Here is a 15,576-nt window from a genome sequence, read left to right as displayed (position 1 = left end):
GAACCCATGAATGAACGTTATGCAATCCCTGTTCCGTATCCTGATGAGCTTTTATATAGCGTGATTACTCGTTATCACCTGAGAGCGAATAACACAACCTCAAAGTGGTCATATAAAGAACTATTTGGCACGGAGAACATTATCCCGACAATTGACCTGCCAAGTCATATCGAGGCATTTTCGCGCAGAAGTATGCTGCATGGAATGACAGCCGATGATTGGATGAAAGGCCACACTTGTTATCCGTTTTATGCTCCGTTCTTGCCTAAGGATCGCGCTAATCGTTTAAAGCAACTCATGAAAGGGCCGGATGGTTCGGGGATACATGCTCTTGTCGGGATTACCGCCAGTATAGTGGATAGGAACAGTGATTTGCGGTTCTGTTCTCAATGCTATGAAGAAGATATAAACCAATATGGAGAACCGTATTGGCACCGCATTCACCAGCTTCCGGGAGTATGGGTTTGTCCGGTTCATCGGGATGTTCTGCATCGGATTACGTATCCGGTTTCAGACAGATATGGGTTGACCGTTCTCCCTATTTCGAAGAAGATGTTCGGATCTATACCGCTTGCCGCAAACTTATCGGCTAAAACAATCGATCAGCTTTCAGACATCGCTAGAGACATTCAGGCATTAATGAAAACCAACGACATGCCAGTTCTTTATGAATCCAGGAACATATTTCTTCAACGCTTACGGAAGCAAGGGTATGTAACAGCAGGCGGGCGTATTCGCCAGCAAAAACTTGAGGAACAGTTCGTCATTTGCTATGGGAAAGAACTGCTGGAGATGCTGGGCAGCCTTCCATACGGTAAAGACTACACATGGTTGAATCTGGCGACAAGGTCCGCCCGGCGGGCGATTCATCCGCTGCGGCAGATGCTGCTGATCCGTTTTTTGTACGGGTCATTCAATGGATTTTTAGAACAATCCGAGGTGGATGACGCACCCTTCGGCAGAGGGCCATGGCCATGTCTGAACAAAGCAGCGGAACATTATCGAACCTCAATAATAACGGACCTCCGGATTACGCGTTGTACAGATACCGGTCGGCCTGTAGGAACCTTTACTTGTGAATGCGGCTTCGCCTATTCAAGACGAGGACCGGATCAATCCGAAAACGATAAATACCGCAGAGGGCGTATAAAATCGTTTGGGCCTGTTTGGATGGATAAGCTTCAGGTACATTTGCGACAGGGCATTTCCTTTCGTTCCATGGCAGCGTTATTGGGGGTTGATACGAATACAGTCATGAAGTACGCCAAAGGTACCGTGACAACTCGCAATTTGGAACCTGCATTATTAAAGAGACCAAGAAAATCTTCCAAACCTGTCCGGTCCAAGGGATCTAAACATACACGAGTCGACTGGGAAAAACGTGATCTGGAGCTGAGTTGGATTGTCGAGGAAGCATGCAGAAGGATATTATCCGATTGCAAAAATAAACCTGTCAGAATTACGATTGCAGCGATAGGCAAACGAGTCGGGAAACTGAGTTTGCTAGAAAAGCAAAAACAAAAGCTCCCTGTAACGACGAAAGTATTATCTGATTACCTTGAGTCTACATCCCAATTTCAAATTAGGAGAGTTCGATGGACTGCTGAGCAAATGGCCGGCGAATGGCCTTTAAAACGGTGGAAACTTGTGAAAAAAGCCGGACTGAGGCCAGGGTATGCCCAAGAGGTATCGGATGAAATTGATCGTTGTATTGGACAAGGGGCTGTAATGAATCGAATTGCATCTGCTGAGGTGACTCCATTATGGCTGCATTGACACTGCGTACCTGGCCGTTTCCGAATAATCAGGGGGTTGAGTTATTTTGGTTCGGGTCCCCTTTCATGGACTACAAAGGGAATTGGAGAGTTCGAGTCGCATTTCGAACGGAAACTGGGGACTTGAAAGTTGTATCCTACCCATGGGGAACAGTACCCTATTTGCGCATGGGACAAATCTACACCAATGGAGTATCTGATCAAGTTAAGCCCTTGCAAGGAATTGTACGGAAGAAATCGTCTTTTGGCACCCATCGAAGAAGCGTCGTGAGTCGATTTCAGGGGATAAACAAGTTCGAGTTACGTCCGGATCCGAAAATAAAGACTACATATTGAATGATCAAAGCGAAAATGCCAGGGAAAATGCGAGGCAAGATGTATTGGAGACCCCTCCTACGTTTATGCGATTCTCCAATTTTCCTAGGGTTACTGCTCGTCGAGAGGATGTGAAGCATTCCCATACCGGCAATGACGTGATCGTCGCCTCCGGGAGAGGCGGGAAGAACTCAGGAGGATTAGAGGAAGTAAGTACACAGGATTCGATGGTCGGCGGCGATACGCCTCCTATCGATTTTCAGACGCTTGAAACCATGCCAATCACAGAGGCCATCGGTCTTGAATCGTTTTTCGAGATGATTCAAATCTTGAAGCATATCTTTCCCGGTCATATCCGGATGTCTGTGCTCAGGGTTCCTCCCGGCAAAAGATTTTCTGTATGTCCAAACGGCTCCTGACGAACATGCGCGATCGTTCAGGCGGATCATGGTATCACGACTAAGTTTGTTATCGAAGTGGCCCGGCCGGATGATTGGTCTATTTCGACATTGATCCTCCACCCAACTCAGCAGACTGCACTAAAGACGGTTGAGCGTGATATTAAGTTGCTTCTTGAAGGGCTTGTTCAAAAAGGCGGCCACTGGGATCAGAACATTTTAAACCAATGCAACGGCTTCAATATCGAAAAGGTTAAGCATTATCAAAGCGATTCAATTAGGGATTGGGCGTATCGGATAAACGGGAAATTATCCGGCTAGACAGTCCAACTTTGAATTTATTTTTGGTATTGAAATACTCAATTCTTGGATGGTATAATTTAGTTGGCTATTGGCAGTGGAAGAAGGTGATAAATTGATTGAATCGTTCTGGAATATCTGTCTGCTCCACGATATATCAACACGTGATCAGTTGCTTCGCGAGGCCATTCGAGTAAAGCGGACGCAACAACTTCTGAAACAGCAACAGTTGGCCGAAACGGAGCTAATGACGGAACCTGAGAAGCTGTTTCAGTGGATGAAGGAACGCGCCTTAGACAAAGAATTAGGCCATTTTCCCGGCGATCGGGATTTATTTTATAAATTATACCATGCAGGCAAGGATATGGACTTGTTGGAATACGCCATGCTCACCATCCAACAAGATCGTGTTACAGGGAGCATTGTCGTCCATCCAGGAATCGTCGAGCGGTTTGTCGATCAGTGTGAGCGACATGGTTGCAAGAACATTCTGTTTGCAGAAGCTGAAAAGTATATCAAAGGACTCATCGAAACGAAATGTTACCATCGACCATGGACAATCACATTGTTAACGGAAAACTACATCATAGGCAGATTGTTCAAAACGTATTTCGAGCCCTATTCCAATATCCGCATCGTTCAAGGGTCCATTTATCAACCGTTGCCTGCAGAACATCAATTCGACGCGATCCTGGCGATGCCGAATTTCGGGATGAAAATGAACGATGACGATGTCGCGGTTCGGGAATCCGAAGGCGCAGCGGCCAGCTACCTCCTTCCACTCTTGCAAGACGGCGGGAGATTGAGCGTGACCTTTCCTGCACGGATGCTGTTTCAATCCGGCGCGATCGCCAGCTGGCGGAAGAAAATGAATGAACAGGCGCCGGTGCAAACGATCTATTCGCTTCCGGACGGCTTGTTTCGTCCCTACACTTCTATCAAGACCTATCAGGTTGACTTCGGCAAAGCGCCTTTGGAAGAAGTGATCCTCGGACGACTCCATATGGAGAAGTCAAAGCTTGTGGCGGAACGGGAGATTACCATCCATCCGGATCGGTTCCGAGAGCTGGATCATTGGCGAATCGAACTGCTGCTGGATGAAGATCAGGATATACTTCGTTCGTTCCAGCAAGCGGCAACCCCGAAAGTGAAGTTGCGCGATGTGGCAGAAATTTTTCGGGGAAAATCGATTCTTAAGCAGGATCTAAAGCCCGGGAACATTAAGGTGCTGAATATATCCAATCTGGATGACGGCGAAGTGCTATTGGATCAGCTTGAAACGATTGACGAGGAAGAGAGGAAAGTGAAACGTTACGAGATTCTCCCGGGTGACCTGGTCATGACGTGCCGCGGCACCGTGAACAAGCTGGCTGTATTTCCGGAGGCTCAAGGGATGGTCATCGCTTCCTCGAATATGATCGTGATCCGATTTAAGTCGGCCATCAAGAGTCATTTTGCCAAAATGTTCCTGGAAAGTCCGGTCGGGACGGCCCTTATTCAAAGCTTCCAGCGGGGGACGACTGTAATGAATCTGAACCCGGCGGATGTGGCGGAATTGGAATTGCCTCTGGTACCGGAAGATAAGCAGCACGAGTTAATAGAGCAATATATACGGGAAAAAGAACGATATAAAGAAGTTGTTCGGGAAGCGACGAATCGCTGGGAACAAGTGAAGAGCCAGTTATACGAGGAACTCTACTGAGGAGGAATTAGGATCATGGCAACAGCGAACATTGGATTCGAGGAAAAATTATGGAGCATGGCCGATAAACTGCGCGGCAGTATGGATGCAGCGGAGTATAAGCATGTAGTGCTTGGCCTTCTATTTCTGAAATATGTGTCGGATGCATTTGAAGAAAAATATGAAGCATTGAAACATGAACCGTATGCTGATCCGGAGGACCGGGACGAATACGTGGCAGAAAATATCTTCTGGGTACCGAAGGAAGCGCGCTGGAGCCATATCAAGGATAACGCGAAAAAGCCGGAAATCGGGCAGATCATTGATAATGCCATGATTGCCATCGAGAAGGAAAATCCGTCGCTGAAAGGCGTGCTGCCGAAGGATTATGCAAGGCCAGCGCTGGATAAAACCCGCCTTGGCGAAGTAATCGACCTGTTCTCGTTCAAGGTCGGCGATGAAGAGAGCCGTTCGAAGGATGTTTTGGGTCGGGTATATGAGTATTTCCTTAGCAAATTTGCTAGCGCGGAAGGCAAGAATGGCGGCGAATTCTACACCCCGAACAGCGTCGTGCGCCTGCTCGTTGAGATGATTCAGCCGTTCAAGGGCCGCGTATACGACCCCTGCTGCGGGTCCGGCGGCATGTTCGTTCAAAGCGAGAAGTTTGTAGAGGAACATCAGGGGCGCATTGGTGATATTGCGGTATACGGGCAAGAGTCGAATCCGACAACGTGGAAGTTGTGCAAAATGAACCTCGCCATTCGTGGCATCGACGGCAACCTTGGGGAGCATCATGCAGATACGTTCCATAATGATTTACATAAAAATCTGAAGGCCGATTACATCTTGGCGAATCCGCCATTCAATATCAGCGATTGGGGCGGTGAACGGCTGACAGATGACACTCGCTGGACGTATGGGGTACCTCCTGCGGGTAACGCAAACTATGCGTGGATTCAGCATATCGTGAACAAGCTTGCGCCCAGCGGTGTTGCAGGCTTTGTACTTGCGAACGGCTCCATGTCGACAAGTACGACGGCGGAGTTTGAGATTCGCAGCAAGCTGGTTAATGCCGATCTGGTCGATTGTATCGTCACCTTGCCGGGTCAATTGTTCTATTCCACGCAAATTCCGGTTTGTCTTTGGTTCATTGCCAAAAATAAAGCGTCAAAGGGCCTTCGGGACCGCCGCGGCGAAATCCTGTTCATCGATGCCCGCAAAATGGGTCACATGATAGATCGGACACATCGCGAGTTGAGCGCAGAGGACATCCGGAAGATCACCGATACATACCATGCATGGCGTGGACAGCCAGAAGCGGGTGCATATGAAGATATGAAGGGCTTCTGCAAAGCGGCGAAGCTTGCAGAGGTGCAGGAGCATGAATACATCCTGACGCCGGGGCGTTATGTCGGCATTGAAGAAGTAGAAGAAGACAGCGAACCGTTCGAAGATAAAATGGCGCGGCTGACATCGGAGCTGGCGGAGCAGTTCGCCAAGTCCCGACAACTGGAGGATGAAATTCGCAAGCGGCTTGGGGGGATCGGATTTGAGTTTTGAGCCATTTAATGGGATTACGCCTCCTAATGAATGGAAGACTAGGTTGGTGAAAGATATTGCAGTTGTGAATGAAAGGTCGATCAAGAAAAGTGATCGTATTGATACAATACAGTATATTGATATTGCGGCGGTCAACCATCGTAATATAGATCAACTACAAACATTCAAACTGAACGACGCCCCTAGTCGCGCTCGTCGGATCGTGCAGGATAACGATATTTTGATTTCCACGGTTCGCCCGAATTTGAAGCACTATACCATGATTCGTAAGGCTGAACCCGATATGATTGCATCGACAGGGTTTGCAGTGGTATCACCAAAGAGGGTTCATCCGGATTTTCTGTACTATTATTTGACATCGGACTCTTATACAAGATATTTGACTCAGATCGCCGAAGGGCAGACATCCGCATACCCGGCTTTTAATTCAGATATTATAGAGAACACTGTGATCTATTTGCCTCCTGAAAATGAACAATGCGAGATTGGAGAAATGCTGGCATCAGTAGACAAAAAAATCGAGCTCAACAACGCCATCAACAAAAACCTTGAAGAAATGGCTCAAGCCCTTTTTAAACGATGGTTTGTGGACTTCGAGTTTCCGAATGAAAACGGCGAACCGTATAAGTCCAGCGGCGGCGAGTTTGAGGAAAGTGAGCTGGGGTTGATTCCGAAGGGGTGGAAGGTAGGGAGAATCGGCGATATTGCTTCCAACAGGACACAGACAGTAAGACCGGAAGAAATACCAAGTGGAACAAAATATATAGGATTAGAGCATATTCCCCGGAAAAAGCTCGCGATTTCCCATTTTGGTGTTTCCGATGAATTAGTGAGCAACAAACTGTGGTTCTATAAAGGCGATATTCTTTTTGGGAAACTTCGACCTTATTTTCATAAAGTCTCAATCGCACCTTTCGATGGAGTCTGTTCAACAGATATTCTATCAATACATTCTAAGAGAGATGAATTCTATGGATATCTTGTCTTTCAGCTTTTTAGTGAAAGATTGGTCGATTATGTTACTCAGAGTTCTAACGGTACTAAAATGCCAAGGACAAATTGGCGAGATATGAGTAACTATGCCATAGTAATTCCACCGAAGGAAATCGCAGAGAAATTTACAACAGTAGTACGCGGATTCGTATCCATGATGACTAATAATATTTATGAGAACATGAACTTGTCGAACATAAGGGACACCCTTCTCCCCAAACTGATGTCTGGCGAGATCCGTGTCCCTGTCGAGCGGGATAACAGCGCTACCGATCTGCCTAAGGTTGCGGAGAGCAATGCAATCTATCAACCCTAATCCAAAGGAGGTGCAACGATGGCCTACTATACGACGTCCTACACCGAAAGCGACCTTGAACAGGCCGCGCTGGAATGGTTCGAAGAACTGAACTACGAGAAAGCTTACGGTCCGGATATTTCTCCCGAAGGGGAGTACCCCGAACGGCAATTTTACCATGACGTCATCCTGAAAGACCGGCTGCGCGAGGCGCTTATTCGCATCAACAAGCATGTGCCGCGCGAAGCCATCGAGGAAGCGATTCGGGTCGTTGAAGTGCCGCGCAGTCCCAGCTTGTTGATCAATAACAAGGCGTTCCAGAAGATGATTACCGATGGAATCGATGTGCAGTATCAAGCCGCCAACGGCGAATATCCGACAGAGAAAGTATGGCTGTTCGACACCGACCCGGACCGGATCGACAACAACGACTTTCTGGTCGTCAACCAGTTTACCGTCGTTGAAAATCAGGGAGAGAAGCGCCCGGATATCGTCGTGTTCGTAAATGGATTGCCGATCGCCGTATTTGAATTGAAAAGCGCCTCCAACGAAGAAGTCGGGATCAGCGATGCCTACAATCAGATGCAGACGTATAAAGGAGCGATACCGTCCCTGTTCACGTACAACTCGTTCCTGGTCATCAGTGACGGTGTGAATGCGCGGGTAGGCACGTTGACCGCCAATGAAGATCGGTTTATGATGTGGCGCACGATCGACGGCGATGACGTGGCGCCCTCCTCCCTGCCCCAGCTTGAAGTGCTTGTGAAAGGGATGTTCGAGAAAAGTCGGTTGCTCGACATTATCAAGCATTTCGTGCTGTTTCAGACCGATGGGGAGCATCTGTTCAAAATATTGGCGGGATACCACCAATACCATGCCACCAACAAGGCAATTGCAAGTACGGAACGTGCGACGATGGACGAAGGTGATCGCAAAATCGGCGTCATCTGGCATACGCAAGGCTCCGGTAAAAGCTTGTCCATGGTTTTCTACGCGGGAAAACTTGTTCTGACGCTGAACAACCCGACGATCGTCGTGGTGACGGACCGGAACGATCTGGACGATCAGTTGTTCAGCACGTTCAGCAAGTCGAAGGACTTGCTCAGGCAAACGCCTCAGCAAGCGGAAAATCGGACTCATTTGCGTGAGCTTTTGTCGGTGGAGTCGGGCGGGATCATTTTCACAACGGTTCACAAGTTCACTCCTGATGAAAATGAAGACAAGTATCCTGTACTTACGGAACGCCGCAATGTGATCGTGATCGCAGACGAGGCGCATCGCAGCCAGTACGGGTTTCAGGCGGAAATGGTCGCCGGGGAAGACGAAGCGGCCATTAAGTATGGCTACGCCAAGTATATGCGCGATGCGTTGCCGAACGCTTCTTATATTGGCTTTACCGGAACGCCGGTTGAATTGACAGATAAAAATACGCCTGCTGTTTTCGGTGACTACATCGATATTTACGATATGACCCGAGCTGTAGAAGACGGAACGACGGTCAAAATCTATTACGAAAGTCGAATTGCCCGCCTGGAGTTGTCGGAGGCGGAGCGCCCAGTCATCGACAGCGAGTATGAGGAAATTACGGAGTATCAGGAATATACGCAGCGGGAGCGTTTGAAGTCGCGTTGGGCTCGGCTAGAAGCGTTGGCCGGTACGGAGAAGCGGGTTAAGAAAGTCGCTCAGGATGTTGTCGAACATTTCGAGCAGCGGCAGAAAGCCGGCTTCGGCAAAGCGATGATCGTTGTGATGTCGAGGCGGATTGCCATCGATATGTACAAAGCGATTGTTGCTCTCCGACCGGATTGGCATAGTGATGACGACAATGAAGGCAAGATCAAGATCGTCATGACCGGTAGTTCCAGCGATCCGGAGGAGTGGCAACCTTTTATCGGCAACAAGCGGCGCCGTGAACATCTTGCGAAACGTATGAAGGATGTGAACGATCCGCTTCAGATCGTCATTGTCCGTGATATGTGGCTGACCGGGTTTGACGTGCCGAGCATGAATACCATGTACATCGACAAGCCGATGAAAGGCCATAACCTGATGCAGGCGATCGCCCGTGTGAATCGGGTATTCCGCGACAAGCCGGGTGGTTTGATCGTCGATTACATCGGAATAGCGGATTTGCTGAAATCGGCGCTGCAACAATATACGGAAAACGACCGCAAAACTGCCGGCATCGACACGGACCAAGCCGTTGACTTTATGCTGGAAAAACTGCAACTTATCCGTGAATTGCTTCATGGGTATGACTACAGCAAATTTGCTTCGGAGAAAGCATCCGAACGGATGAAGGCCATTGTTGAGACGGTCGATTACGTACTTGGATTGGGTGAAGAGAGCAAGCGGAACTTCCTAAATTGGACGACGGAATTGGCAAGAGCCTTCTCACTCTGCGCGACGACTCCCGCCGCGGAGGAAGTCAATGTCGAACTTGGCTTCTTTAAAGCGGTAAAATCCGGTATAATCAAGCTAATCACAGTCGAAAACAAAAAGAAAACGACGAATGAACTCGACGCCGAATTGAATCAACTGATCTCGAAATCGGTCGTATCCGATGAAGTCGTCGATATTTTGGACGCGGTAGGTTTACAGAAACCGAACATCGCGATTCTTTCGGACGAATTTTTGGAGCACGTGCGCGGATTGAAGCAGAAAAACCTGGCGGTGGAACTGCTTCGCAGGCTGCTTCAGGGGAAAGTGAAGGCCGTTTCCCGGACGAGTATCGTGCAATCGAAGAAATTTTCAGAGATGCTGGAGGAAGCCATCCGGAAATACAACAACCGCACCATTGAGACGACTCAGGTCATCGAAGAACTGATTCAAATGGCCAAAGAAATGAACGAGGCTGTCAAGCGTGGCGAAGATCTCGGTCTGGTCAAGGAAGAACTGGCTTTCTACGAAGCTTTAGCTTCGAACGAATCGGCCAAAGAACTGATGGGCGATCTGATGCTGAAGCAGATCGCACATGAACTGACCCAAGCGATCAAGAGCAACATTAAGGTCGACTGGACGCTTCGTGAGAATGTACGGGCGCAAATGCGGATTACCGTCAAGCGGCTGTTGAAGAAGTACGGTTACCCGCCGGATCTGGAGAAGATGGCCATTGATCTGGTGCTTCAGCAAGCTGAATTGATGGCGCAGGCGGAGACGGAAGAGTTTAAATATTAACTTACAACAAGGCGTAGCAACGTGAGTCAATGGGGCTATGCCTTTTAATATTCATGAATATCTTTGTTGTTAGGAGAATTATTATTTGATATATTTGGAATGAGAATATGTGTTCCCGTTTTTTGGGTAATGACTACATTAAAGGAGATGAATATTGTGACAGTTGAACTTAGACAAAATTATAATAAAGTTTTAGAAAATCTAGCAGCGGAACTTGATATATCACCCAGCAAATATCAACAAGCCGTTCAGCGATATACTTCGGTGGGTAATTGGATTGCGGACGGAGAGTATGATGGTGTTCAGGGTGAACTTCACATTTATACTCAAGGCTCTTTTAGACTTGGTACTGTAGTTAGACCACTAAAAGAAGGAGCGGAGTCAGATTACGATATTGACTTAGTGTGTGAACTACCACTGAAAAAGTCTAGTACAACCCCTGCATCATTAAAAAAGTCTATCGGCGAGAGAATAAAGGAAAACGCTATGTATCAAAAGATGCTTGATAAAGAAAAGAAGCGTTGCTGGACATTAAATTATGCAGAACAAGACGGTATAGGATTTCATCTTGATATATTGCCTTCCGTTCCCGAATCTGTTGACCTGATTGCTGATTTAATTGGGCATGGCATTCCGGGAGATATAGCCAAAAAGTCGATATCGATTACGAATAGAGAAAGAGAAAATGTTTATTCATGGTCATCTAGTAACCCAAACGGGTACGCTGAATGGTTCGAAACAATCAAGAGGCCAGTATTTGAAAAGATGAAAATAGTACAAAAACAATATATTTTCGAGAACAACAAAGCAATATTCAATCAAATAGATGAGGTTCCAGACCAACTAGTCAAGACACCTTTACAGAGGGCCATTCAGATTTTAAAACGTCATCGTGATGTTCGATTTGCTGGTCACGAATGGGAAGAGGATAAGCCTATTTCTATGATAATTACTACTTTATCTGCAAGAGCATACCAACATGAAATGGATTTATATTCAACCATTAAAAATATCGTTGAAAAGCTATCTACGTTAGAACAACTTCTTAATCCAGGAATTAAGTTCAGCGGAGATATATCAATGCTTCAACTAATAAATAGAAACAAGGATGGGTATTGGATAATTCCTAACCCTGTTAATCCAGCAGAAAATTTTGCTGATCGTTGGCACGAAAACGGTAATCGGAAAGCTAAAGCGTTTTTTCAATGGATTACCTGGGTTAAGGAAGACTTAGTTGACATTCTTCAACTTTCTGATGTTGGTAAGATTACAAAAACGCTTGAACAAAGATTCGGTGATAGGATTGTTTCTAAAGCAACGCAAGGTGTTTGGTTATCAATGTCGGAAATTGCCGCAGCAAATGCTGGAATACCTCATATAGATATTGATAATCCGAGTAAACCATGGAGTTATTAATTTTATGGAGTACAATCTTAGCGATAATATTGAAGTTCAATCACTTGAATTATTCAAGGTTCATAAAGGCTTACAGCTTATAGAAGAAGATGGGAGTATTTGCATAAAAGGGTCACTCCCATTTTCTGCTACACTTTATGGAACTTGTCCAATTGTTGATTGCTATAATATAAAAATCCACATTCCAACTGACTACCCTAATAAACCGCCAACAACGACAGAGTGTGACGGAAGGATTCCAAGAACATTTCATACCAATCCCGATGGAACATTATGTTTGGGTTCACCATTAGAAGTGCGTATGAAATTCAAAGGTAGTTTGCTGAACTATGTTCAGAAACTAATCATTCCTTTCCTTTATTCTTTTTCATTTTATGAAAAGTATGGAAAATTGCCGTACGGTGAGCTTTCCCATGGTTCATTAGGTATTGTTGAGAGTTATAAAGAACTTTTCGGTGTTTCGGATAGCAAAATTGTATTGGGTTTATTAAACATTCTAGCAAGAGGGAAATATAGGGGGCATCATGATTGTCCATGTGGAAGCAAAAAAAGACTGAGAAACTGCCATGGGAGCCAGCTTCTTGATTTAATGAATTATCAAAGTAAGGACGAATTTATGTTTGACTTGAACCAATGCTTTAGTGTAATTCGAAAAGGAAGGGATAGGAGTGTCAGTAACCAATATTCCCGAAAAAGTTAAAATTCGGTTATGGGGTTTAGCGGCAGGGCGATGTCAATATGAAGGTTGTAATGAACCGTTGTGGTTGGATACTCTTACTCAACATGAATTCAATGGTGCATATATTGCCCACATAATCGCAGATAGTCCAAATGGTCCACGAGGGGATGCAATTCTTTCCGAACAACTGGAAAAAGATATTTCAAATCTCATGTTAATGTGTGATAAACACCATAGACTTATCGATAGAGAGGATGTTGAAGGACATCCTGTTGAAAGACTCCGTGAAATGAAAAGAAAACATGAGCAAAGAATACAACTCGTAACATCTATTCTGGATAACATGCAAAGTCATGTATTACTATACGGTTCTAATATTGGTCAACATAGCTTCCCGTTAAATTGGGATAGAACTACTCCTGCAATGTTATCGATAAGATACCCTGCTGAAAAACCCGCAATTGAGATCAGTTTAGGTAATAGTTCCATTCATGATGGAGATGAATTATTTTGGGTTGTAGAACGAGAACAATTGAGGAGGCAGTTTTCCGATAAAGTAAAACGTAGAATTGCTCTAGGAGATATTTGTCATCTTTCAGTGTTTGCATTGGCTCCTCAGCCGTTACTTATCGAGTTAGGGACATTAATTTCTGATATTTGTCCTGCTGATGTCTATCAGTTACATCGTGAACCTGCGGACTGGGTATGGCAGGAAGACCCCGCGGATTTCAAATACATAATAAATGAACCAGATGAAATTCACCAAGTTGCAGCATTAAATCTGTCTTTGAGTGCAACCATCGACAATACCCGTATCTTTAAAGTTTTGGGGTCTGAAACCTCAGTATGGACTGTGACTATACAAACTCCTCATAATGATTTTATGAAGAGTAAGCAACAGTTATCTATGTTTAGGGAAATAATGAGACGATTACTCGATAAAATAAAGGCTGTTCACGGACATGATAATATGTTGCATGTGTTCCCAGCTATGCCTGTGTCGGCTGCAGTTGAATTAGGTCGAATATGGATGCCTAAGGCTGACTTACCGTTATGTATATATGATGAAAATCGCCAACTCGGAGGATTTAAACACACATTAAGCGTAGGCATTGACAGTGGTACCGGAAAGAAATACGCACAGGTTGGATACATGCGCGGTTGATTTTTTAAGTCTACCTTAGTAATAATTTTATTCCATAAACTGATTATGGCGTGAAAGCAAAATAAGAGTCTAATACTTAATTTTTCTATTTTCATTTTTTGATCTTAAGGGATTCCAACACAGTCTAAAACTTATTTCTCAAAAGTTGACGAAGTTCAAATTCAAAAACCGCGCCAAATCAACTATTCCAGTCTAATACTTTATTTTCTTCGAACAATTGCTGATGATACATTACAATAAAGTATCGTAAAAAGAAACAAAGTTGCATACTAGAAAACAAAGTCACGTACTAAGAAACAAAGCTGCGTACTACGTTTAACTGAGCCCCCAAAATTCCCGGGGGCTTTTTTCTTAAGGCTAGTTAAACGCGCGCCACAACAAAAACTGGGGTTGTTGAATTTAGCGTTAAAATAATCTGTAAGTCACTGAAATCTTAGTGGGTTCCAAGATCGACCTGTTTCGATAAAGTATGAAAATGATTAATTTCGATCACAGAGTTTGAAAAACTTTTATCTAAAATCACAGGGGCTGGAAAGCATCGGTTAACCGGCAGTTTAGGGAAGCACCCTAAGGCTGCCGGTTTTATTTTTTTCGCATCTTTTCCTGTGGATGGCGGGAAAACGCACTGGTATTAGTCGTCATCAGGATTGGATGGTGTGCGCCGTCAAAAATACATATCTAACGGAACAGCTTACGACAACAAGTGGATGAGTAGAGACGTCACTATATAAGGAGGTGATCTGTTACAGATGGCGTTGAAATTGGGTTACTTAGTGATGATTTAAACGTCAATTTAAACCAAACGAGAAATTAAAGGGCTTTGAAATAGCGAGCAGGCAGAAATAACTGCATGGAATCGAAAATAATTATTGTTATGAAGCGTCGTTAAAAATTATTATCGGTAGAGGGGAAGTGCTGAATGGCAATCAAACGATCTCTCGTTGCAATATGTACGGTTTTATTGATTATCTCAATAATCATTATATTTTTGCAGTTTAAGGAAAACCAGAGCTATGAAAGATATATTTCCGCTAAACTAAGTCAATCATTATCGGATTTTTTGACAGCCATACTGGTTAGCGAAGAAACCCTTCATCAATACATTAACAGCGGCAATAAAGAAATGTTACCCAATCAGGCGACCATGCTTTGTTACAACTTTAAAACAATCGGCACGGAATATGAAGAATTGCTTCATACCGCAAAATCTTTAAAAAAGGTGAACGGCGTACAAACGGACCAAATAACAGCAAACGCTGCTCAGGATATTCATTTTTTTCTGGCTCGGCAACTGATCGGAAACGGAGTCCTCGGGGATTGCACACCCGCTATGTCAACTCTTACGCTTAACGATAAACAATTCGAAAAGATAAAGGGCATCTATGAGATAAGTAAACAATGGTCCGCGATTGCAAAGAATCTAGTTCCCGAAGCTACGCCAAACGGTGTCGAAAATGTCAATTGGGACCTCGTTGTTAACGATAAAGTGTGGGTGCAGTTATTAAAAGATTACTCAACTTACGCACATGAATCGGGGATGACGGGGACCAATCAATTTTTCAACTAACGGAGACCTGTAGTTCAACACTACAGGGGGTGTCGATCTATACGAGCATCCTGCAGATTCGTATATTACTCCTTTGCATGTCCCGATGATGAACTTCATCGGGACATTTTTTTAGAAATGAAAGGAGAGAGGGGAAGCTGCGAAGAAGTTCAGGGGATCGAATCAGGATCATTCGTAAAAACTAATCGATCGAATCAACATGAATTCTCAAACATGATTGGAATTTCGCAAGCAACATTAAGTGAATTGGAGCAA

Annotated in this window: 12 protein-coding genes (1 of these 12 only partly in view); all 12 read left to right on the top strand. The window is 45.0% G+C overall.

What is annotated here, in order from left to right:
* Positions 1 to 6: 6 nt before the first annotated feature.
* A complete protein-coding gene (locus tag NYE48_RS24600; RefSeq protein WP_052147396.1) occupies positions 7 to 1,776 on the top strand; it encodes a TnsD family Tn7-like transposition protein in 1,770 nt (589 codons plus the stop codon).
* A gap of 445 nt (positions 1,777 to 2,221) precedes the next feature.
* Complete coding sequence (locus NYE48_RS24595; protein WP_212952493.1) at positions 2,222 to 2,509, top strand: hypothetical protein; 288 nt, start codon at positions 2,222 to 2,224, stop codon at positions 2,507 to 2,509.
* A gap of 12 nt (positions 2,510 to 2,521) precedes the next feature.
* Positions 2,522 to 2,809, top strand: a complete 288-nt coding sequence (locus NYE48_RS28275) for a Tn7-like element transposition protein TnsE (RefSeq protein ID WP_212952520.1) — start codon at positions 2,522 to 2,524, stop codon at positions 2,807 to 2,809.
* A 76-nt stretch (positions 2,810 to 2,885) separates the two neighbouring features.
* Positions 2,886 to 4,490 (top strand): restriction endonuclease subunit S, encoded by a 1,605-nt coding sequence (locus tag NYE48_RS24590; RefSeq protein ID WP_341000273.1) that lies wholly within the window; start codon positions 2,886 to 2,888, stop codon positions 4,488 to 4,490.
* Positions 4,491 to 4,505: 15 nt separating this feature from the next.
* Positions 4,506 to 6,029: a class I SAM-dependent DNA methyltransferase gene (locus NYE48_RS24585; RefSeq protein WP_341000272.1), complete on the top strand. Its 1,524-nt coding sequence runs from the start codon at positions 4,506 to 4,508 to the stop codon at positions 6,027 to 6,029.
* On the top strand, positions 6,019 to 7,338 hold the full coding sequence (locus NYE48_RS24580; protein ID WP_341000271.1) for a restriction endonuclease subunit S: 1,320 nt from the start codon (positions 6,019 to 6,021) through the stop codon (positions 7,336 to 7,338). The genes NYE48_RS24585 and NYE48_RS24580 overlap by 11 nt, the downstream gene beginning before the upstream one ends.
* Positions 7,339 to 7,356: 18 nt before the next feature.
* Positions 7,357 to 10,494, top strand: a complete 3,138-nt coding sequence (locus NYE48_RS24575) for a type I restriction endonuclease subunit R (protein WP_341000270.1) — start codon at positions 7,357 to 7,359, stop codon at positions 10,492 to 10,494.
* A gap of 156 nt (positions 10,495 to 10,650) precedes the next feature.
* Complete coding sequence (locus NYE48_RS24570) at positions 10,651 to 11,910, top strand: nucleotidyltransferase domain-containing protein (protein ID WP_212952512.1); 1,260 nt, start codon at positions 10,651 to 10,653, stop codon at positions 11,908 to 11,910.
* A gap of 4 nt (positions 11,911 to 11,914) precedes the next feature.
* Positions 11,915 to 12,610 carry a hypothetical protein gene (locus tag NYE48_RS24565; protein ID WP_341000269.1) on the top strand — a complete coding sequence of 232 codons (696 nt, stop codon included), beginning with the start codon at positions 11,915 to 11,917 and terminating at the stop codon, positions 12,608 to 12,610.
* Positions 12,579 to 13,754 carry an SAVED domain-containing protein gene (locus NYE48_RS24560; RefSeq protein ID WP_212952514.1) on the top strand — a complete coding sequence of 392 codons (1,176 nt, stop codon included), beginning with the start codon at positions 12,579 to 12,581 and terminating at the stop codon, positions 13,752 to 13,754. Before NYE48_RS24565 ends, NYE48_RS24560 begins: the two co-directional genes overlap by 32 nt.
* A gap of 919 nt (positions 13,755 to 14,673) precedes the next feature.
* On the top strand, positions 14,674 to 15,321 hold the full coding sequence (locus NYE48_RS24555) for a hypothetical protein (RefSeq protein ID WP_341000268.1): 648 nt from the start codon (positions 14,674 to 14,676) through the stop codon (positions 15,319 to 15,321).
* Between the two features lie 117 nt (positions 15,322 to 15,438).
* Positions 15,439 to 15,576, top strand: the 5' portion of a protein-coding gene (locus tag NYE48_RS24550; RefSeq protein WP_341000267.1) for a helix-turn-helix transcriptional regulator. 60 nt of this gene lie beyond the right edge of the window; the window shows 138 of its 198 coding nt (coding positions 1–138); it begins with the start codon at positions 15,439 to 15,441; its stop codon lies off the right edge, out of view.

Origin of the sequence: Paenibacillus sp. FSL M7-1455, from assembly GCF_038004655.1 — a bacterium.
Classification (GTDB): Bacteria; Bacillota; Bacilli; order Paenibacillales; family Paenibacillaceae; genus Paenibacillus_AQ; species Paenibacillus_AQ cookii.
Note: the sequence above shows the minus strand (reverse complement) of the source record. Positions and strands in the feature narration are given on the sequence as shown.